This is a genomic window from Lysobacter sp. A286, from assembly GCF_054052105.1.
In genome coordinates, this window is the sequence record NZ_JBSVRJ010000005.1 from 51,114 (window position 1) to 72,514 (window position 21,401).

Genomic DNA, 21,401 nt, shown 5'->3' on the forward strand with positions numbered 1-21,401 from the left:
GGGGGGGGGGGGGGGGGGGGTGGGGGGGGGGTTGGGGGGGGGGGGGGGGGAAAAAGGGGAGGGGGAAAGTCCCCCACACCGGGCGCCGCTCCCCCCGAAGCCCACGCCCTGCAGTTGCTTTTGCCTTCGCCTCCACCTAAGCAGTTGCAACCCCCACAGCCACTCCCGCATAATACCCGGCTCGCTGTGTCCTGCTTTCCCAATGGGTAAGCAAGGCGACTCCCGGAAGCGCGATTCCGGGTCGCCCGGTTCCAGCGTCCGTCCTCCAGGACGGCACCCTTCCCGTATCGCATGCCGCCCACCTGAACTGTGGACCCGGCGGGGCCGCCGCCTCCCTGGCCAAGGGAAGCATCAACATCCTTTCGAGGTGCGTATGTCCCGTGTATGCCAAGTAACCGGCAAGCGAACGACGACCGGCAACAACGTCTCGCACGCCATGAACAAGACCCGTCGCCGCTTCATGCCCAACCTTCACGAGCGCCGCTTCTGGGTCGCCAGTGAAAACCGCTGGGTGAAGCTCCGCGTTTCCGCCAACGCCATGCGCACCATCGACAAGAACGGCATCGACTCCGTTCTGGCCGATCTCCGCGCACGCGGCGAAAAGATCTAAGGAGAATTGAACCATGGCTTCCAAGCGCGACAAAATTCGCCTGATCTCTTCGGCCAACACCGGTCATTTCTATACCACTGACAAGAACAAGAAGAACACGCCGAACAAGATGGAGATCAAGAAGTACGATCCCGTCGTTCGCAAGCACGTGATCTACAAGGAAGGCAAGATCAAGTAAGCCTTCCGGCTTGTTCCAAAAGAAACCCGCCTTCCGGCGGGTTTCTTTTTTGCTAGCCAAAGATCAAAGCTTGATGTCCCACGAGTTGATGTAGCCGGTGTCACCGGCCCACATGTCGCGTGCGCGCAACTTCCAGGTGCCATTGATCGACTCACCCGATAGGTCGACGTCGGCATAACCGATCACGTTGTCCGCACTATCGCTGCCACTGGAGTTCTTGATCCGGTAGGTCGAGCCATCCGGTGCCACCAGGTCAATCTGCAGGTCACCGCGATACGTGTGCCGGATATCGACGTTCAGCCGGGTCGCGGACGCGCCGTTGCCACTGCGACCCGACACGGTGATCGGGCTTTCTATGGTGCCCGGGCTGGGAATCGAGTAGTTGCCGGCGTTGGTGTAGGTCTGCGGACTGTTGTCACCACCGCCGCCGCCTGCGGTATAGCTACCGACCAGGCTCACCCCGGCGTAGCTCTGGTACGCCTTCACGCGCACGTGATACGTCCCAGCCACCGGCGTTGCGAAGGTGCAGGTCTCGCTGTTGCCGCTGCGCCACGGTCGGCAGTCATACGCGCTGTCGGTTGGTGCACTGCCGCGCCTGACATACAGATCCGCATCACCGCTACCGCCGGAGATGGAGAAGCTCAGGCCACTGGCACCGGCCGGAACCACCATCGTGTAGACCACGTCGTTGCCACTGCTGGCCGCCAAGCCAGTCGCCGGCACGCCGTTCTGCAAGGTTCCATCGCCCGGATCACCCGGGTCGCCCGGATCACCACCTCCTCCGACCACCGCATCCACCGCCGCCTTCGCATTGACGATGCCCTGGCCAATGTCGCGGTCGGTATTGCCCGGGAACGGACGCAAGGTGGATTTCAGGATGGATTCGATCTGTGCCGGCGTCTTGACCCCGCCATTGGCCGCGGCCGCCGACTGGATCAGCGCGACCACGCCAGCCACGTGCGGAGACGCCATCGAGGTGCCCGACATCAGGCTGTAGCCCTCGGCGCCCGGCGTGGTGCTGCCGGTATTGACGGTCGAGGCGATGCCGCTGCCTGGTGCGGCCACGTCGATCAACGAACCATAGTTGGAAAAACTCGAGCGTGCGCCCTGACGATCGGTGGACGCCACCGAGATCACGTTGTTGCAGTTGCCTGGCGTGAACCCGGAAACGTCGGCGTTGCTGTTGCCCGATGCGATGACGATGGTGGTGCCGCGCGAGACCGCCCCATTGATTGCATTCTGGGTGGTGTTGCCACACGAACCCGAGCCGCCCAGGCTCATGTTGATGACCTCGGCAGGATTGGGATTGTTCGGCACCCCCGGGACGCTGCCGCCGGACGCCCAGATGATGCCGTCGGCAATATCGGAGGTATAGCCGCCACCCTTGCCGAGCACGCGCACCGGCTGGATCCGGGCATTCGGGGCCACGCCAGCCACACCCTTGTTGTTGTTGGTGACAGCGGCGACGGTGCCCGCAACGTGGGTACCGTGCCAGCTGGAACCACCACCGTTGTAGGCGTCACCAGGGTCGGCCGGGTTGCTGTCGCGACCGTTGCCATCGCCCGCGATGCCGGCGTCGGAAATCATGTCGTAGCCGGCAACGACATTGGCGTTCAAGTCACTGTGGTTGGTGATGCCGGTGTCCAGCACGGCGACGACAATGCCCTGGCCGGTGCTGACATCCCAGGCCTGGTCGGCCTTGATGCCACCAGCGGCCTCGAAGTAGTGCCACTGGTTACTCACGTAATAGGTGTCGTTGGGGGTCATGGTCGGCTTGAGCAACTGATCGACCTCGACGTACTCCACGTTTGGGTCTGTGGCGATCTGGCGCATCAACGCCGCTGCCTCGACCCGATCCAGCTTGCGTGCGGTACGGATCACGTCGGCTCCAGTGGCCGTGCGACGCAACTGCCGCAACTCCATCTTTTGGCCGGCAGCCGTAGTGGTGGCCACGCGTTGCAGCGAGCGCTGAACATTGGCAACGTTGAGCTGCGGAGCGCTACCGTCGCGGTACTTCACGATGAAGCGATCATGCGTCTCGCCCGATTGCAGGGCCGACAGGTTGACCGTGCCATCACCTGTGGCGAGCGCAGGCGCGGCGAAGATGGATGCTGTCAACGCGGCTGCGGTGGCAACTGCAAGCGCGTGTTTGCGCATGCCGGGAGTGGAAATTGTAGGCATTTCGTATTACCCCTATGTGGCTTGGTTTGGGTGTATTGAAATGACAAACGATCCAGACCAGCTCCTCCCCCTGCGATGCGGTCTGCGTTGCCATCACTGTGCGACCTGAGCCTGGCGAATGGCCGTGGACGCGGCTTCCTTTGCGTCCACGGCCGAAGACGTCTCTATTCGGCACTTCGTACCGACGTCCTTGCGAGGCCCCTGCACTCCGCTATTGCCCTTCCCTGGCATTCCGTCCCTGGCGTTCCTTCCTGGAGGTGCGTTCCAATTGCCCGGGCTCCGAAGTACGGAACAGATATAAGTGACGTCAAGGGTCATTTGCTTATGCAAATTGTTCAATTTTTTATCAATTAACGATCATTTTGAGACATTCGTCGCGTTATTGGCCGACAGATATCCCCTCGGCAGCAGCTATCGGGATAGTTGAGGGTCCGGCGGGGAGCCGGCTCGGCGGGCTGTGCGGAGGCGCACCGCCGCGATACAACCCACGACAGGAGCGCGCGCAGTGACGGATGCACCCGGGTGTCCATGGCCCAGCGAGGTCAGGCAACTAAGGATTGGCGACCTGGAAATTGACCTGAGGTACCGCCGGGTCAGCAGTCCGGAGCAAACGGTCGAACTGCCCCAGCGCGCGTTCGACCTGTTGCTGGAGTTTCTCGCCAGCCCCCATGCCCTGCATACCCGGGCAATGTTGTTTGATCAGGTCTGGCAGGGTGTGATCGTCGAAGATGCCAACCTGTCACAAAGCATATGGCTACTGCGCAAGGCCTTGGGGCCATCGCGCAAGCAATGGATCCGTACCGTTGCAAAAAAGGGCTACGTGTTCGAGCCGCCCGGACCCGTGGAACCGGTGCTGGTCAATGCGGCCTATGCCATCGACGGCGGGGTAGCCGGGCGGGACGACTCGCCGCCTGCGGAGCCGTCGGAAGTCCGCATTGGCGGCCCAGAAGTTCCTGAGAAACGGCTCCACCTCTGGCTATTGGCGGCGGGACTGGCGACGCTGGCCGCCATTGCCATCGTCTTGGTACCCAAGCCCACGCCATTGGCGCCGATTGACGCGGCAACCGCTCCGGTGGCCGTCGCACTGATCGAGGTTGGCAACAACAATGATGCCGAGGCTCATTGGCCGGCAACCCTGTTGTATGCCTGGCTGGAATGGAAACTCGACTCGCTGCCGGAAGTGATCGTGATGAGCGAAGCGCACCTGGCTGCCGACGCGGCGTCACTGTCGCCTACGGTGGTGCTGCTCAGTTCCGGGCAAACTGCAGACAAGCCGGGCGAACGTTTCGTCCGCGCCCGCATTACCGACGCCGATGGCACCCGGCAACTGGAACTGCGCGGCAACCAGGCCCGGATTCCGGCACTGGTCGACCAGTTGTCCCAGCAGATACTGACGCAGTTGGTTCCCGGCCGAGACGACACGCCGTGGCCAACGCTGGACATCGATGCACCCGCTGCCCGCAGCTATGCCACCGCCTACCAGGACTATCGCGACCGGGACATGTCCGCCAGCGCGGCCGGCTTGCAGTCGGTAGTCGAACAATCGCCTGATTTTGGACTGGCACAGCTGCAACTGGCGATGTCCCGGGCACGATTGGGGCAAGCCAATGCCGCCGTGGCACACATGCAGACGGCGCGCGAATTGCTGGTGCCGATCGGCGACGATACCGACCAGGTGCTGGATGCCGCACAACTGTCGGTCGATCCGCGCCGCGTGACTGAGGCGGCTGCGGCAATCACCGCGTTGGCGCACAGATACCCGAAAAACCTGACATTCCGCCTCGACCAGGCCTGGCTCCAACTACGCTCCGGCCAGTCCGACCTGGCACTGGAGAGCCTGGCGGAGGTGGAATGGCAGCGCCAGCCCATCAGCTTGCGCATTCCCTGGTTGATTTGCCTGGCCGAGATTGCCGGCACCCGCGGCGACCGCAATGGCATGCGTACGCACGCGATGGCGGCCGAGCAACTGGCACGGGACGCCGGCCCGGGATGGGAGCGTGAGCGCGCGACCGCCATCCACCTGAAAGCCCAGGTCGACGTCGCCGAGTTCGGGGAGAAGGCCGACATGTCGCAGTTCGAGCAGGCAGCAGTGCTGTTCGCCGCTGCCGGCGCGGAACTGGACGCATTGTACGTCCGGGTTTCCGCCGAACTGTCGAAGCCACCATCGGTGCCGTCGACGCAGTTGGACACGCTGCTGGCCCGATCACACGCCGGTGGTTATCGATCCATGGAGGTCCAACTGCTTCGCCGCGTTGCGTTCCAGCACTACAACGCCGGCAACCTGGCCGAGTACCGCAAGCGACTGGATGAGGCCCTCGCCATCGCCGTGGCTGCGGGCGATGCCCACGGGCAGCGCGCATTGCAACTGGACTTGCTCAACGAGGACGCCTTGGCAGGTCGCTTCGATCAGGCACGCGAACGTGTTCGCCTTATCCGAAGCCAGGGGTTGAAAGGCAACCTGGCGGTGTGGCTGGACCAGTTCGAGGCGTTTATCCTGGCCACCGAGGGCGACTACACCGGCTCGCTGGAAGTACTCGAGCACACCGTGAAGCGACTCGCCCGTGAAGACCTCCCGCCATTGCCCGCGGTGGTTTCTGCGCGACTGGCATGCGCGAGGGTGACTGGGCTGTTGTCGTTGGGACGGATGCAGCAAGCGCGCATGGCGCTGGATCGCTGCGGTCTGGATGGGCAACCCGAGCTGCAGGATCAATTGGTGATGCACCAAGCCGCCATCTCCCTGCTGGCCGGCGATGCGGCGTCCGCGTTGCCACGGCTGCAGACGATGGTGACCCGGATCCGATCCATGGAGCAATGTCCCGAACGCTGGATGACGGCACTGCAGGTCGCGCCGCTGCTGGCTCGCGCCGGCCAATTGGAAGAAGCGGACGCGTTGTACATCGCTACCCACGACGCACTGCAAGGTTCCGGATACGCCTGGTTGCTCGCCGAGGCGGAAGTTGGCCAAGCCGAAACCGCGGCCGCGCGCGGCTGGTGGACGCAGGCGATGCGCCACGCAGACGCCGCACGCCAAACCTATCCCAACGACACCTGGATGCAGTCCCACCGTCTGGACCAGGTCGGAATCCTGCGTGCGCTGGCCGACAACCAGCCCCGGGCCGCGCAATCCTTGCTGTCACGTAGTCACGCCCGCGCCCATGCGCTGGGGGATGTCGCGGTACAGCTGGAGCTGCACAGCCTGATGGCGGCCGATGGTCGGCTCGACGACTGCGACATCGAAGGCCCCGGCGCGCAAGTCGCCACCACCGGCATGCGGGGCGCAAACCTGGACTGGATGACACTCTGGCCGGCAGGCCGCGAAGCGGCCATCGCGGCGGCACCTGCCCACAACCGGCACCAGGCCGACCAGGTACGGCATTGACCGACCCCCGTTGATGCAGACAACATCGTCACTGCACATGTCACGCAGGCGCAGTTTTCAGCTGCCCTGCCGGATTGGCCAGACAGAGCGATGTCCGCGCAAAAAATGACATCATCTGGACCGTCGCGGACATTGACGGCCGTGATCCGCTACGTGCTGGTATGCGTCGCCCTCCGATCGACCTGCTGGTTGCGAAGCGGTCTCCGCCACTCACCTACAATCGGGCCATGACGAATCCGACCCTTTCCGTGGATGTCGCGATCATCGGCGGTGGCGCGGCTGGCGTGATGACGGCCACCCATCTCTTGCGCCTGGCTGCCACGCCGCTGCAGATCGTCCTGGTCGAACCTGCCGCGATGCTCGGCGAAGGTGCCGCCTACGCCAGTCGCGCCGCCGAGCATCGGCTCAACGTACCCGTGAAGCGCATGAGCGCGTTTGTCGACCGGCCCGAGGATTTCCTCGACTTCATGCTGGAACACCACGGCTCTACCGATCAGTCGACGGGATCGTTGTCCGACAGTTACGCGCAACGTCGACACTATGCGGACTACCTGCGTGATCGGCTGCGACAGGCCGGGACAGGCAGTGTCGCCCAGCTTGAAGTCGTGCACGATCGCGCGGTCGCGATGACAGGGCCGGGACCGGGCTGGCGTGTGCAGCTCGCCTCGGGCGCGACGGTTTGCACCCGCAATGTCGTGCTGGCAATGGGCAACACCGTGCGTCCGCTGCCCGCACGCGGGGTTGATGCGTTGTCGGTCGGCCAATACCTGGAAGCCTGGCATTACGAGTCCGTCGCCCAGCTTCGGCGCGATGCCGAAATCGCGATCATCGGTTCGGGCCTGAGCATGGCCGATGTGGTGCTGTCGCTTCACGCCGGCGGTCACCGCGGCCGCATCCATGTGCTGTCACGACACGCCCTGATGCCGCTGCCGCATGCCGACACCCATGGAGCCGCGGATTTTGACCCGGCGGCACTGCTCGCACTGTCCTTGCGCCAGCGTTTGAAAGCACTACGCGGCCATGCGGCCAGTGCGGTTGCCCATGGCGAGGCCTGGCAGGGGGTGATCGACCGCATCCGGCCGCACGTGCAGGCTTTGTGGCAAAGCCTGTCGGTCGCTGATCAGCGGCGTTTCCTGCGTCATGTCGTGCGGCAATGGGACGTGCACCGGCACCGGATCGCGCCGGACGTGCATGCCACGATCGATGCGCTGCGCGCCAGCGGCCAGTTGCAGCTTCATCGCGGACGCTTGCAGGCGGCAACGTCCACCGCTGACGGGGTGCGCCTGGAGGTCCAGCGGTCCGACGGCGGCGCACGGGTGCTGGAGGCCGATCACCTCGTCAATGCCACCGGCGTGGAGACCCGCGCCGCCTCGATGCGCAACGCCTTGTTGCAGGACCTGCTGGCAACGGGCGTGGCGGCACCTGGCCCGCATGGCATTGGCATCGATACGGCAGCCAATGGCGAGGTGATCGCACGGGATGGCGCGGTACAGGCCACCGTGCTGACGCTCGGCAGCCTGCGCATCGGCCGCCTGTGGGAGAGCCTGGCAGTACCCGAGTTGCGCAACCAGAGTGAAGCCATCGCACGCAAACTGCTCGGCGGGGATTAGACCTTCGTCGAGGCAGTACCGAAGTCGTACTGCCTCACCCTACACTCGGCGATCGACTGACCACGGAGGCGCGTGCAATTGATTCCTGGCTGGATACTGCTGCTGGTGTCGGTCGGCTATGTCGGCATGCTGTTCGTCGTCGCGTATTACGGCGATCAACGCGAAGCGATGCCGAAACATCGCTGGGTACGCCCGGCGGTGTACTCGCTGGCGTTGGCGGTCTATTGCTCGTCATGGACGTTCTACGGCGCGGTCGGTACTGCTGCGCGGACCGGCCTGGGGTTCCTGCCGATCTACCTGGGGCCGCTGCTGCTGTTGCTGTTCGGGTGGCGGTTACTGGAACGGCTGGTGCTGATCTCCGACGAGCAGCGGATCACCTCGATCGCCGACTTCCTTTCCTCGCGCTATGGCCGCGCGCCAGGGCTGGCGGCACTGGTCTCGTTGCTCGCGCTGATCGCCGCGATTCCCTACGTAGCGCTGCAGTTCAAGGCCGTCGCCGACAGTATCGAGGTACTCGCCGGGGTACCGGCCAACACCAGTCTGTTGGCTGATCCGGCGCTGTACATCGCGTTGTTGCTGGCGGTGTTCTCGATCCTGTTTGGCACCCGGCAGATCGACGCCACCGAGCACCATCACGGCATGGTGCTGGCGGTCGCGCTGGAGTCGCTGGTCAAACTGGTGGCGTTCATCGCCGTGGGTATCTTCGCGCTGATGCACCTGCCGGGCGTCGGCGGCCTGGGCGAGCGCATCGTGCAGGCCGCCGATACCGTCACCCGGCCCGGTTTGCCGGTGGGCTTCGTCGCCCAGACCCTGCTCGCCTTCACTGCGTTGATCTGCCTGCCACGGCAATTCCACGTCGCGGTGGTGGAGTGCCAGAACGTCGGCGACCTGCGGGTGGCACGCTGGTTTTTCGGCGGCTATCTGGTACTGATCAGCCTGATGGTTGTGCCGATCAGCCTGGCCGGCCAGGCCGTGCTGGGCGACAGCGGGGTATCGCCCGACACCTACGTGCTCGCACTGCCACTGGTGATGGACGAGAACCTGTTGGCGCTGATCGTCTACATCGGTGGATTCTCCGCCGCCACCGGCATGGTGATCGTGACCAGCGTGGCGCTGGCAACGATGGTCAGCAATGATCTGATCATGCCGGCACTGTTGCGTACCGGCGCACTCAGCCGGACCGGGCCGGGTATCGAGAAGCGGGTGCTGTGGGTACGCCGGGCAACGATTATCGGCTTGGCGCTGATGGCCTACGCCTATGCCCGGGGGTCCGGTGACGGCAGCCTCGCCCAGCACGGCCTGTTGGCATTTGCCGCGGTCGCGCAGTTCGCACCGGCGTTGATCGGCGGCCTGTACTGGCGAGGTGCCAGCCGCACCGGTGCGCTCGCGGGAATCTCCGCTGGCGCATCGGTGTGGTTCTATACCTTGTTGTTGCCGAGCCTGGCCACCGGGGGCTGGATCGCTTCGGACTGGGTCGATGTCGGCCCGTTCGGCATTGCCTGGCTGCAACCGGAGCAACTGTTCGGCCTGGTGGGTTGGGACAGCCTGACCCACGGGGTATTCTGGTCGCTGCTGCTCAACACCAGCGCCTTTGTCTACGTCTCCGCACGCCAGCGGCCGCGGCTGCAGGAGCAACTGCGGGCGGCGCCATTCCTGGACCCGTATCGAGAACGACCGCCGCTCGGCCCGGGCGGCTGGGCCGGCAACGTGCGCGGTGGCGACCTGTTGGCGTTGGCCGAACGCATCGTCGGTGGGCGTCATGCCCGACGCTCCTTCCAGGACTATGCCGGTCGGCAGGGTCAGCCATGGAACCCGGAACAGCTTGCCGACCGCGCGCTCGCCCAGTTCACCGAGCGCCTGCTCGCCGCCGCGATCGGTGCCGCTTCCGCACGGCTGACCTTGACCAGTGCCCTGCGCGGATCGGGCATGGAACTGGGCGAGGTGGTGGCGCTGCTGGACGAGGCGAACCAGGAGCTGCGTTTCAACCGCCAGGTACTGGCGACCACGCTGGAGAACATCAGCCAGGGCGTCAGCGTGGTGGACGCGGAGCTGTGCCTGGTGGCCTGGAACCGCCGCTACCAGGAGATGTTCGACTACCCGCAGGGCATGTTGTACGTCGGCCGTCCGGTCGCGGACCTTCTGTACTGGAATGCCGAGCACGGCGAGATGGGCCCGGGGGACATCGAGACCCAGGTACAGCGGCGGATCGAGCACCTTGGTGTCGGCGCGCCGCATGTGTCCGAACGCGTGCGCAGCAACGGGCAGGTGATCGAGCTGCGCGGCCGGCCGCTCGACGGTGGTGGCTACGTCACCAGCTACAGTGACATCACCGATTACAAACGCGTGGAGCGCGCCTTGCGCGAATCCAACGAGACCCTGGAGCAGCGTGTCGAGCAACGCACCCGCGAGGCCGAGGACGCACAGCAATCCAGGACCCGGTTCCTTGCCGCGGTCGGCCACGACCTGCTGCAACCGTTGAATGCCGCGCGGCTGTTTACCTCGGCCCTGCGCGAGAGTGACGAGCCCGACGAACAGGGGCGCCTCGCCGAACGCGTCGATGCCTCCCTGCGCGCCGCCGAGGACCTGCTCGACGGCTTGCTCGATATCTCCCGCCTCGACGCCGGTGCACTGCGCCCGGAGATCGCCGACTTCGACGTCAACGAACTGCTGCGCGAACTGGCCGCCCAGCATTCACCGATCGCCTCCAGCCGCAACCTGCAATTGCGGGTGCGCGCGCCGGCCGCGCCGCTGATGGTGCGCACCGATCGCCGCCTGTTGCGCCGCGCGCTGCAGAATTTCCTCGCCAATGCCTTGCGCTATACCCGTGATGGGGGCGTGCTGATCGCCGCGCGCGTGCGCAAGGGCGCCGTCGAGCTGCAGGTCTGGGACACCGGGCCGGGGATCTCACCGCACCACCTCGTGCAGATCTTCGACGAATTCCGCCGCTTCGACCATCCCGGCCGCGGCGAGCGTGGCCTCGGCTTGGGACTATCAATCTGCCAACGTATCGCCCGCACCCTGGACCATCCGCTGGGCGTGCGTTCGCGGGTCGGTGCCGGCAGCGTGTTCTCAATCACCGTGCCGTTCGGCCGGGCACGTTTCCCCGACGCCCCCGCGCCCGCCCCGCGCACCGAAGGCATTGCCGATTCCCTCACCGGCCTGCGTGTGTTGTGCATCGACAACGACCGCGAGATTCTCGAAGGCATGCGTGCCCTGCTCACCCGCTGGCACGTCGTCAGCATGACCGCCGCCACCGTCGACGAGGCCATCGCCGTGCTGGACGCGCTGCCGGCCGGCGAAGCTCCCGACGTCGCCCTAGTCGACTACCACCTGCACGACCGCCTCGACGGTCTGGGCATCATCGACCTGCTGCGCGAGCGCCTCGGCCCCGACCTGCCGGCCGCGCTGCTGACCGGCGACGGCAGCGATGCGCTCAAGCACGCCGCCCGCGAGCATCACTGTCTGGTGCTGACCAAGCCGATCAAGCCGGCGTCGCTGCGGGCGTTCCTGGCGGCGCAGCGCTAGACAGCCGATGACCTTCGACCAGGGATGTCGCGCTCGGTCGGGCGGTTGCCCGCCGCGCTGGCCAAAGCCAGGTCGAATTGCTTGCGGCCTCCTGGCAGTAAGCGCTACTCCACACCCTCCGGCGGCAACGTGATGTTGCCCGGATCCAACGCCAGGCGGCCGGCAATCAGCACCGCCTGGGTGCGGTTGTTGGCGCCGAGCTTGCGCAGGATCGCGGTGACGTGGGCTTTGACGGTCGCCTCGGAGACTGTGAGCTCGTAGCCGATCTGCTTGTTCAACAAGCCCGAGCCGAGCATCTGCAGGACGCGGAATTGCTGCGGGGTGAGGTCGCGCAGGCGGCGGGCAGCATCGTGTTCATCGGGATCTGCAGCCGGGGCATTGAAGGCGGCGGACGGGGCCCAGCGGTCGCCCGCCAGAACGGTACCGATCGCCTCGCCCAGGGTGGCCACATCGGCGGATTTTGGAATGAAGCCGACCGCGCCGTGATCCAGCGCGCGCCGCATCACCGCCGGCTCCTCGCGCGCGGACACCACTACGATCGGCAGTTGCGGATGCAAGGCACGCAAGTGCACCAACGCACTGAAACCCTGCGCGCCGGGCATGTTCAGGTCGAGCAGCAACAGGTCGGCGTCCGGCTCGGCTTCGACCAGCGCGTACAGGGCGCCCACGCTGTCGGCCTCGTGCAGGCGCGCGGTCGGCAGTACCCGCGCAACGACCCCGCGCAAGGCTTCGCGGAACAGCGGGTGGTCATCGGCAATCAGCAGGGTCGGCATGGGCGGACGCTACGGGACGCGGCGCTCCTTGACCAGCGAATCGACTACGGCCGGATCGGCCAGGGTGCTGGTGTCGCCGAGTTGATCCGGGGCGTTCTCCGCAATCTTGCGCAGGATGCGGCGCATGATCTTGCCTGAGCGGGTTTTGGGCAGGCCCGGCGCCCATTGCAGATGGTCGGGAGTCGCAATCGGACCGATTTCCGTACGCACATGCTTGACCAGTTCGGCGCGCAATGCATCGCTGGGCTGCTCGCCGGCAATCAGGGTCACGTAGGCATAGATGCCCTGGCCCTTGATGTCGTGCGGGAAGCCGACCACGGCGGCCTCGGCGACCTGCGGGTGAGAGACCAGCGCGCTCTCCACCTCGGCGGTGCCGATGCGGTGGCCGCTGACGTTGATCACGTCATCCACCCGGCCGGTGATCCAGTAGTCGCCGTCGGCGTCGCGGCGGCAGCCATCGCCGGTGAAGTAGGTGCCCGGATAGGTCTTGAAGTAGGTATCGATGAAACGCTGGTCATCGCCGTAGACGGTGCGCATCTGGCCCGGCCAGGAATCGACGATGACCAGGTTGCCTTCGCCCTCGCCTTCGATGAAGTTGCCGTTGGTGTCGACAATCGCCGGCTGGACGCCGAAGAACGGGTTGGTGGCACAGCCTGGCTTGAGGTCGGTCGCACCCGGCAGCGGCGAGATCAGGATGCCGCCGTTCTCGGTCTGCCACCAGGTGTCAACGATCGGGCAACGACCGTCGCCGACGACGTCGTAGTACCAGCGCCAGGCCTCGGGATTGATCGGCTCCCCGACGCTGCCCAGCAGGCGCAGTGATTTGCGCGAAGTCGCCTTGACCGGCTCGTCGCCCTCGCGCATCAGCGCGCGGATCGCGGTCGGCGCGGTGTAGAAAATGGTGACCTGGTGCTTGTCGATGACCTGCCAGAAGCGCGAGGCATCCGGGTAGTTCGGCACGCCCTCGAACACCAGTGAGGTGGCGCCGTTGGCCAGTGGCCCGTAGACGATGTAGCTGTGGCCGGTGACCCAACCGACGTCGGCGGTGCACCAATAGACGTCGTCCTCGCGCAGGTCGAATATCGCCTCGTGGGTGTAGCTGACATACACCAGGTAGCCCCCGGTGGTGTGCAGCACGCCCTTGGGTTTGCCGGTGCTGCCGGAGGTGTAGAGGATGAACAATGGGTCCTCGGCGTTCATGCGCTCGGGCTCGCACTCGACCGGCTGTCCGTCGACCACGGCGTCATACCAGCGGTCGCGCGGCATCTGCATGTCGACCGCGGCGCGGGTGTGGCGTACCACCAGCACGGTCTCGACGCTGTTGGTGCCCGGCAGCTTCAGCGCGGCATCGACGTTGACCTTCAACGGCACCCGCTTGCTGCCGCGCAGGCCTTCGTCGGCGGTGATGATCAACTTGCTGCCGCTGTCGGCCACGCGGTCGGCGATCGAGTGGGCCGAGAAGCCGCCAAACACCACCATGTGCACCGCGCCGATGCGCGCGCAGGCGAGCATCGCGATCGCCGCCTCGGGAATCATCGGCAGGTAGATGGTGACCCGGTCGCCCTTGCCGATGCCCAGCGCGCGCAGGGCGTTGGCCAGCTTGCATACGCGCTGGTGCAGCTCGCGGTAGGTGATGTTCTGCGCGGCTGCGTCAGGGCTGTCGGGCTCGAACACCAGCGCGGTCTTGTCACCGCGGGTAGCCAAGTGGCGGTCCAGGCAATTGACGCTGACGTTGAGCTCGCCGTCCTCGTACCAGCGGATGCGGAAATCGGCCAGGTCGAAGCTGGTGTTCTTGATCCTGGTCGGCTTGGTCATCCAGTCCAGCCGCTCCGCCACCTGCCCCCAGAACTGGTCCGGGTGCGCGACCGACTGCGCATACAGGCGCTGGTAGTCGTCCTGGGTGATGCGGGTATCGGCGGCGAACCCGGGTTTGACCGGATAGACCGCGATGGGCTGGTTCGAGACGGGCTCGCTCATGACGCACTCCGATATGCAGTTGCGGGGCCGGCACGCGGCGGGTGCCAGGAGCGTCAGTGTGCCGCATCGTCCGGGGCGGTCGGTAAACCTCGCCTTAGACCTTGGTCGTAATCGGCAGGATGAACAGGGGCATCTACGACCAAAGGTGAATGGTTGTGCAGTGCGGTGGCCACGCAGTCTGCCTGCGAACCGTGCAAACGACGCGGTTTCCATGGGAGGGAACATGTCCATTCGCGAGCCGTCGTACGGCGTGACCACGCGCCACAAGCGACCGACCCCCAAGCGACCGCTCGCCGCGGCGTTGCTGGTCGCACTGGCATTGCCCGGCTTCGCCTACGCGCAAACAGCCAAGGAGGTCGAGCTGGAGGCCCGCGTGGTCGAGCTGGAGAAGATGGTCCAGCAACTGGTGTCGCAGCAACAGCAGGCCATCACCACTACCGAAGCGGTGCCGGCCACCCCGGCCGCGACCGCGGTAGCCGACGGCAAGGCGATCCAGGCCACCACCATCACACCGTCCGCGGCACCCGGCACCGCCTTCAGCTTCGGTGGTTTCATCAAGCTCGACGCGATGGTCACCGACACCAGTGACGGGCGCATCGCCGACGGCTCGGCGGGCCGGCTGTTCTACGTCCCCAGCACGATTCCGGTTGGCCCCGACGGCGCCGAGGGCGGCGACGCCTATACCGATGTGCATGCTCAGTTCTCGCGCTTCTGGCTCGCCGCCGACCACGTCACCGACGCCGGCGACAAGGTCAAGGCCTACATCGAAGCCGACATGTACGGCGGCGGCAGCAACGCGCTGCTCGGCAACGAGACCTCGACCAACACCTACGGCGTGTCCCTGCGCCACGCCTATGTGAGCTGGAACAACTGGCTGGCTGGCCAGACCTGGTCGAACTTCCAGGACACCGCCGCGCTGCCGGATTCGGTCGACTTCGTCGGCCCGACCGACGGCGTGATCTTCGTGCGCCAGGCCCAGCTGCGCTACACCAGCGGCCCGTGGTCGTTCTCACTGGAGAACCCGCAGACCACCGTCACCCCGTACCTCGCCGCCGGCCCGCGCTTCAACAGTGGCGACAACATCGCCCCCGATGCGACGGCGCGCTGGCTCACCAAGGGCGACTGGGGCCACTTCACCGTGGCCGGCCTGCTGCGCCAGTTCAAGGCTGGCGAGGAGACCGCGACCGGCGGCGCGCTCAGCGCCTCGGGCAAGTTCAACATCGGCCCCAACGACGACATCCGCTACGCGATCAACGGCGGCAGCGGCATCGGCCGTTACCTCGCCTTCGGCATGGGCAGCGACGTGGTGCAGGACGTCGACGGCGATCTCGAGGCGCTGGACGGCTATGGCGGCTATGTCGCCTGGCGCCATGTCCTCAGCCCGAAGCTGCGCGGCAACCTGATGTACTCGGCCGCGCACTTCGACAACGACGTCGGAATCACCGGCCAGGGCGTGACCGAGCGTGCCCACTCGCTGCGCGCCAACCTCATCTATTCGCCGTTTCCCAAGCTCGACATCGGCGCGGAACTGAGCGTCGGCCAGCGTTTCCTCGAAGACGATCGCGAAGGCGACCTGAGCCGCCTGCACACCACCGTCAAGTACAGCTTCTAACGCATACCCAACCCGAAGGGAAACCACCTCATGTCTACCGTCAATCCCGCCGCCGGCGCACCGCCAAAGGTCGCCATCACCAAGGAACAGCGCAAGGTCATCATTGCCTCCAGCCTTGGCACCGTGTTCGAGTGGTACGACTTCTATCTGTACGGCTCGCTCGCGGCGATCATCGCCGCCCAGTTCTTCAGTGGCGTCAACGAGACCACCGGCTTCATCTTCGCGCTGCTGGCGTTTGCCGCCGGTTTCGCGGTGCGACCATTCGGGGCGATCGTGTTCGGCCGCATCGGCGACATGGTCGGGCGCAAGTACACGTTCCTGATCACCATCGTGATCATGGGCATCTCGACCTTCCTGGTCGGCATGCTGCCCAGTTACGCATCCATCGGCATCACTGCGCCGATCATCCTGGTGGTCCTGCGAATGCTGCAGGGGCTGGCGCTGGGCGGTGAGTACGGCGGCGCCGCGACGTATGTGGCCGAACATGCCCCGCACGGCCGGCGCGGCCTGTTCACCAGCTTCATCCAGACCACCGCGACGGTCGGGCTGCTGTTGTCGCTGGTGGTGATCCTGAGCGTGCGCGGAATCCTGGGCGAAGAGGCGTTCGAACAATGGGGCTGGCGCATCCCGTTCCTGATCTCCATCGTGCTGGTCGGCGTGTCGGTGTGGATCCGCATGCAGCTGGCCGAATCGCCGATGTTCCAGAAAATGAAGGACGAAGGCACGCTGTCGAAGGCACCGATCACCGAAAGCTTCTTCTCGAAGAACGGCCGCATCGTTCTGCTGGCCCTGCTCGGCGCGACTGCCGGTCAGGCCGTGGTCTGGTACACCGGCCAGTTCTACGCGATGTACTTCCTGACACAGTCGCTGAAGGTCGACCCGACCACGACCTGGCTGCTGATTGGCGGCGCGTTGCTGATTGGTACACCGTTCTTTGTGTTCTTCGGCTGGTTGTCGGACAAGATCGGCCGCAAGAAGATCGTGCTCGCGGGCTGCCTGATTGCCGCACTGACCTACTTCCCGCTGTTCAAGGCGCTGACCCACTACGCCAACCCGGCAATCGAGGAAGCCAGCGCCTCCTCACCCGCACTGGTGCTGGCCGATCCGACCACCTGCAGTTTCCAGTTCGATCCGGTCGGCAAGAAGCAGTTCACCAGTTCCTGCGACATCGCCACCGCGGCCCTGGCCAAGGCCGGTGTGCCGTATGACGTGGAACCCGCGCCGGCAGGCAGCGTGGCGATGGTGATGATTGGCGATGTCGAGGTCGGCAGCTACGAGGCGAAGGGCCTGGCGAAGGACGTTGCAGCCACCAGGGCCAGCGAATTTGGCAGCTCGCTGAAGACCGTGCTGACCACCGCCGGTTACACCGAGACGGCCGAGGATGCACGCATCAACAAGCCGATGGTTCTGCTGATCCTGACCATCTTGGTGCTGTACGTGACCATGGTCTACGGGCCGATCGCGGCGTGGCTGGTGGAACTGTTCCCGACCAGGATCCGCTACACCTCGATGTCGCTGCCGTACCACATCGGCAATGGCTGGTTCGGCGGCTTCCTGCCCACCATCTCGTTCGCGCTGGTGGTCGCCACCGGCAACATCTACTACGGGCTGTGGTACCCGATCATCATCGCGTTGATGACGTTCGTGGTCGGTTCGCTGTTCCTGCGAGAGACCAAGGACGTGGACATCACCTTGTAGCGCCATCGGGCACGGTCGCCTTTGGTTGCGACCGTGCCACTGCCAACCCCCGCGTCAGTGCAGCAGGGACAACACCGGCCTCGTGCCGGTGTTGTCTTCTGTGGATAATGAGAATGACTCTCAACTGATAGAGGTAGAACCAATGCACTCCACCCATTCGCTCATTACCGTCACCGACCTGGGGCCGGCCAAGCTGATCGGCCGTTTGGCGAAGCACTGGTCACACAAGCTTGAGGTGGAGCACGACGACACCGGCGCCCGGATCGAATTCGGCAATGCGACATGCGTGCTGCGAGTGCAGGGCGACAGCATTGCCGCGACCATCGAAAGTGCGGACGGCGCAGAGCTCGAGAAGCTGGAGCCGGTAGTCGCCGAGCACCTGCAACGCATGGCGCGCGGCGAGGCGTTGTCGATCCAGTGGCAGCGACAGGGCTGAGTCGCCTACCGGCTTATGCCGTTAGCGCGGCGGCGGGGCGGCCAGTTCGCGGACATCCAGGAAGCCGTCGCCATTGAGGTCCTGTCGATGAAACGCAGCGGCCAGCGCGGCCAGGTGCCGGGCCTTGCTCACCGGGCGACCGCGACCACCAGGCAGCTCGTCCGGGTCGAGCACACCGTCGCCGTCCACGTCCATGCGCTCGAATGCGTACCCCATCCACTGCTGGTACTCGACCAGCGAAACGCGGCCATCACGATCGGTGTCCATGCGCTGCAGGTAGTCGCTGGTCGCATCGACCCGTGACTGTGCCGATGCCGGCAGCGCAGTCACGGCGCCAGACACCGACAGCACGAACATCAGCAGCAACGGCTTGGCACGCATCGTCGATGACTCCTGCAACAGGCGGGCAGACAAAAGGGGCGTCGCCGCCCCTCTGTCCGGGTAGGCCATGCGGGCGCTCAGGCCCGCGCGGGCACCAGGGTGTAGCCCTTCATCCGTGCCGAGAATTGCTGCAAGGCGTGGTTGCCACTGTTCTCCGCTTCCACGCACCAGTCATGCAGGCGCTGCAGGGTTGCCTGGGCATCGTGGGACCGGTCGTCAAGCACCTGCTGCAGGCGTTGGCGGTATTCGGCCAGGGTAGCCATGTGCGGACGCTCGGCCAGCCAGGCGTGCAGGCGTGCGCGCTTGTCATCGTCGAGCCAGCGGCCGCCATCGGCCAGCCCCTTGCGCAACTTGCGTGGCAGCTTCTCGTCGCTGGCGCGCAGCGTCGGCAGGGTTACCTTGCGGTAGTAATCGGTCATCGCCTGGAAGCGGATCGCCAGCAGCGCCTTCAGCGTCTCGCGGTCAGGCATGGCGATGTTGGGGCGCACGTCCAGGGTTGGGGCGACGCGCAACACCTTGGCCAGTCGTAGTGCCTGCAGCAGCCGGATTGCGCTCCAGCCGATATCGAACTCGAACTTGCGCAGGGCAAACTTGGCCGAGCTGGGGAATGCGTGATGGTTGTTGTGCAGCTCTTCCCCGCCAATCCAGAACGCCCACGGAATCAGGTTGGTGGCCTTGTCGGTGGTCTCGAAGTTGCGATAACCCCACCAATGGCCCAGTCCGTTGACCACGCCGGCGGCCCACAGCGGGATCCACAACATCTGGACCGCCCAGATCGCCACGCCGGCAAAGCCGAACAACGCGAAGCTGAGGAACAACAGCAACACCGGACCCTTGGTCGCATGCGGCGTGTACAGATGCCGCTCGATCCAGTCGTCCGGGCAACCCTTGCCGTATTTCTCGATCGACGCCCGGTCGCTGCGGGCCTCGCGGTACAGCTCCACGCCCTGCCAGAACACCCTGCCGATGCCCTTGGTGACCGGGCTGTGCGGGTCTTCCTCGGTCTCGCACATCGCGTGGTGCTTGCGATGGATGGCCACCCACTCCCGGGTGATCATCGAGGTCGTCAGCCAGGTCCAGAAACGGAAGAAATGGTTGACCACCGGGTGGAAGTCGACGCCGCGATGGGTCATCGACCGATGCAGGTACAAGGTCACCGCAAAAATGGTGAGCTGCGTGACCACCAGCAAATAGACCAGCAACCCGCCAATGCTGGCCTGCAGCACGCCGCCGGCGAGAAAATCGAGTAGTGAAACGGGCATTTCCAGACTCCGGAAAACAAGTGGCCACATCGCTCGGCCGCACCGGTAATGATGCCACCGTCACCGGTTCAATGCTTGCTGGCGGGTACCTGTCACGACTGGTCCATTCAGCGGCAATCGCCTTCACGCAGCTGAATGGACCAGTCGAACCCGGGTGGTCCGCGCCGCCGTAGACTCTCGCCATGCCGGAACTTCCTGAAATCGAGACCACCCGTGCCGGCCTGGCACCGCACCTTACCGGGCGCCAGGTCACCGCCGTGACATTGCGCCGGGACTCGCTACGGTGGCCAATCCCCGCCGAGATCGGCACCGCGTTGCACGGCCAGCGGATCGATGCGGTGCGCCGACGGGCAAAGTACCTGCTGCTCGATACCGCCGCAGGCAGCGCGCTGATCCACCTGGGCATGTCGGGCAGCCTGCGGGTGCTGCCGGCCGAGACGCCGCTGCGGCCCCATGACCATGTCGATATCGGGATCGACGATGGCCGGGTCCTGCGTTTCAATGATCCGCGCCGCTTCGGCTGCCTGTTGTGGCAGCCGCCCGGGACGCTGCACCCGCTACTGGCATCACTGGGAGCCGAGCCGCTCGATACGCCTGGTCTGGCCGATCCTGCCGGACTGGCCTTCGATGGCGACTACCTGTTTGCCCGCAGTCGCGGTCGACGGGCTCCGGTAAAGTCATTCCTGATGGACCAGTCCATCGTCGTCGGCGTGGGCAACATCTACGCCGCCGAGGCGCTGTTCGGCGCTGGAGTATCACCAACACGACCCGCGGGCCGGGTCTCGCGTGGACGCTACCAACGCCTCGCCGCGGAGATCCAGCGGGTCCTGGCAGCGGCCATCGCCCAAGGCGGCACCACCCTGCGCGACTTCATCAGCCCCGACGGCAACGCCGGCTATTTCGTCCAGCAATTGTCGGTGTACGGGCGCGCCGGCGAACCTTGCCCAGCTTGCGGCCGGGCGTTGAAGCAGGCCCGGATCGGACAGCGCTCCAGCGTCTGGTGCAGCCACTGCCAGCGCTGATGCCGACAGCCCGACCTTGGCATCCTGGCGCCGTGCCCGCAAAACTCGAAAACGTGGGCGCAAACGCAGGTGAAATCTGTCGGGACGTTCACGTTATAGTCGAGGGTCCAACGCCTCAGGCAATACGATGGCCAACCTCGATGACATTGATGACGTTGAAGACGTTGGTGACATCACCCTGATGCTGGACGCAGCGCGGGGCGGGGATCGTGCCGCGCTCGACCAGGTGTTGGCCACGCTGTACCAGCAGCTGCACGCCATGGCCCGACGCCAGCTCGCCGGCCAGCGTGGGCAGACCCTGGACGCCACCGCGCTGGTGCACGAGGCCTATCTGAAGTTGTCGAGCAAACGTGAGGCGACGTTTGATGATCGTTCGCACTTCTTTGCCTACGCCGCCTCGGCCATGCGCTCGGTGGTGGTCGATTACGCGCGCCAGCGGCTGGCGAAGAAGCGCGGCGGCGACCTGCACCGGGTCACCGATCTGCCCGAGGACCTGGAAGGCGGGTTGCGGCTGGACGACGAGATGCTGGCCCTGGACATCGCGCTTACCCGGTTGGCGGCGGTCGACGCGCGACTGGCGAAAGTGGTGGAGCTGCGTTACTTCGCCGGCTTGTCGGAACTGGAGATCGCCACGCTGCTGGAACGTTCCGAGCGCAGCATCCGGCGCGACTGGCAAAAGGCACGTCTGTTCCTGCTAGCCTCGCTGCGGGACGAAGCGGCAGGCTGATCCCGGCGCTGCCGCAGTACCGGCATTCAG

The 21,401-nt window shown here is 65.4% G+C and carries 15 protein-coding genes and 1 pseudogene; 10 read left to right on the top strand and 6 right to left on the bottom strand.

Translation table 11 applies throughout. The features are described from left to right. Positions 1-373 precede the first annotated feature (373 nt). Both rpmB and rpmG read left to right on the top strand, forming a co-directional pair. Positions 374-610: a 50S ribosomal protein L28 gene (gene rpmB, locus ACW7G0_RS13555; RefSeq protein ID WP_036191474.1), complete on the top strand. Its 237-nt coding sequence runs from the start codon at positions 374-376 to the stop codon at positions 608-610. Positions 611-623: 13 nt separating this feature from the next. Continuing rightward, positions 624-788, top strand: a complete 165-nt coding sequence (gene rpmG, locus ACW7G0_RS13560) for a 50S ribosomal protein L33 (RefSeq protein WP_036191471.1) — start codon at positions 624-626, stop codon at positions 786-788. Positions 789-851: 63 nt separating this feature from the next. Here rpmG and ACW7G0_RS13565 read toward each other — a convergent pair whose 3' ends face one another. Both ACW7G0_RS13565 and ACW7G0_RS13570 read right to left on the bottom strand, forming a co-directional pair. Beyond that, the gene (locus ACW7G0_RS13565; RefSeq protein ID WP_456990451.1) at positions 852-1,247 is read right to left on the bottom strand and encodes a proprotein convertase P-domain-containing protein; all 396 of its coding nucleotides are present in this window, start codon (positions 1,245-1,247) and stop codon (positions 852-854) included. After that, positions 1,227-2,969, bottom strand: a pseudogene (locus ACW7G0_RS13570) (S8 family peptidase); the annotation flags it as partial. The pseudogene ACW7G0_RS13570 and the gene ACW7G0_RS13565, both read right to left, overlap by 21 nt. Positions 2,970-3,474: 505 nt before the next feature. On the opposite strand from ACW7G0_RS13570, the gene ACW7G0_RS13575 reads away from it, so the two are divergent. The 3 genes from ACW7G0_RS13575 (at position 3,475) to ACW7G0_RS13585 (ending at position 11,483) form a co-directional block, all read left to right on the top strand. Then, positions 3,475-6,348, top strand: coding sequence for a winged helix-turn-helix domain-containing protein (locus tag ACW7G0_RS13575; RefSeq protein WP_456990421.1), 2,874 nt, complete (start codon positions 3,475-3,477; stop codon positions 6,346-6,348). A gap of 227 nt (positions 6,349-6,575) precedes the next feature. Further along, a complete protein-coding gene (locus ACW7G0_RS13580) occupies positions 6,576-7,958 on the top strand; it encodes an FAD/NAD(P)-binding protein (RefSeq protein WP_456990423.1) in 1,383 nt (460 codons plus the stop codon). A gap of 78 nt (positions 7,959-8,036) precedes the next feature. Beyond that, positions 8,037-11,483 carry a hybrid sensor histidine kinase/response regulator gene (locus ACW7G0_RS13585; protein ID WP_456990453.1) on the top strand — a complete coding sequence of 1,149 codons (3,447 nt, stop codon included), beginning with the start codon at positions 8,037-8,039 and terminating at the stop codon, positions 11,481-11,483. A gap of 104 nt (positions 11,484-11,587) precedes the next feature. Here the strand turns inward: ACW7G0_RS13585 and ACW7G0_RS13590 are convergent, their stop codons facing one another. Then, a complete protein-coding gene (locus ACW7G0_RS13590; RefSeq protein WP_456990425.1) occupies positions 11,588-12,256 on the bottom strand; it encodes a response regulator in 669 nt (222 codons plus the stop codon). A gap of 9 nt (positions 12,257-12,265) precedes the next feature. After that, complete coding sequence (gene acs / locus ACW7G0_RS13595) at positions 12,266-14,233, bottom strand: acetate--CoA ligase (RefSeq protein WP_456990427.1); 1,968 nt, start codon at positions 14,231-14,233, stop codon at positions 12,266-12,268. Between the two features lie 223 nt (positions 14,234-14,456). Between acs and ACW7G0_RS13600 the strand changes: the two genes are divergently transcribed. The 3 genes from ACW7G0_RS13600 to ACW7G0_RS13610 all read left to right on the top strand — a co-directional run bounded on the left by ACW7G0_RS13600 (position 14,457) and on the right by ACW7G0_RS13610 (position 17,979). After that, the gene (locus tag ACW7G0_RS13600) at positions 14,457-15,845 is read left to right on the top strand and encodes a DcaP family trimeric outer membrane transporter (protein WP_456990429.1); all 1,389 of its coding nucleotides are present in this window, start codon (positions 14,457-14,459) and stop codon (positions 15,843-15,845) included. A gap of 30 nt (positions 15,846-15,875) precedes the next feature. Beyond that, positions 15,876-17,543, top strand: a complete 1,668-nt coding sequence (locus ACW7G0_RS13605; RefSeq protein ID WP_456990431.1) for an MFS transporter — start codon at positions 15,876-15,878, stop codon at positions 17,541-17,543. 142 nt (positions 17,544-17,685) lie between these two features. After that, positions 17,686-17,979, top strand: a complete 294-nt coding sequence (locus ACW7G0_RS13610) for a DUF2218 domain-containing protein (RefSeq protein ID WP_456990433.1) — start codon at positions 17,686-17,688, stop codon at positions 17,977-17,979. A 21-nt stretch (positions 17,980-18,000) separates the two neighbouring features. On the opposite strand, the gene ACW7G0_RS13615 is transcribed toward ACW7G0_RS13610, so the two are convergent. Further along, positions 18,001-18,360 carry a hypothetical protein gene (locus tag ACW7G0_RS13615; RefSeq protein ID WP_456990435.1) on the bottom strand — a complete coding sequence of 120 codons (360 nt, stop codon included), beginning with the start codon at positions 18,358-18,360 and terminating at the stop codon, positions 18,001-18,003. A 77-nt stretch (positions 18,361-18,437) separates the two neighbouring features. Beyond that, the gene (locus ACW7G0_RS13620) at positions 18,438-19,622 is read right to left on the bottom strand and encodes a DesA family fatty acid desaturase (protein ID WP_456962848.1); all 1,185 of its coding nucleotides are present in this window, start codon (positions 19,620-19,622) and stop codon (positions 18,438-18,440) included. A gap of 182 nt (positions 19,623-19,804) precedes the next feature. Between ACW7G0_RS13620 and mutM the strand changes: the two genes are divergently transcribed. Then, positions 19,805-20,644 (top strand): bifunctional DNA-formamidopyrimidine glycosylase/DNA-(apurinic or apyrimidinic site) lyase, encoded by an 840-nt coding sequence (gene mutM / locus ACW7G0_RS13625; protein WP_456990437.1) that lies wholly within the window; start codon positions 19,805-19,807, stop codon positions 20,642-20,644. A gap of 127 nt (positions 20,645-20,771) precedes the next feature. Further along, positions 20,772-21,371 (top strand): ECF-type sigma factor, encoded by a 600-nt coding sequence (locus ACW7G0_RS13630; RefSeq protein ID WP_456962846.1) that lies wholly within the window; start codon positions 20,772-20,774, stop codon positions 21,369-21,371. Positions 21,372-21,401 lie beyond the last annotated feature (30 nt).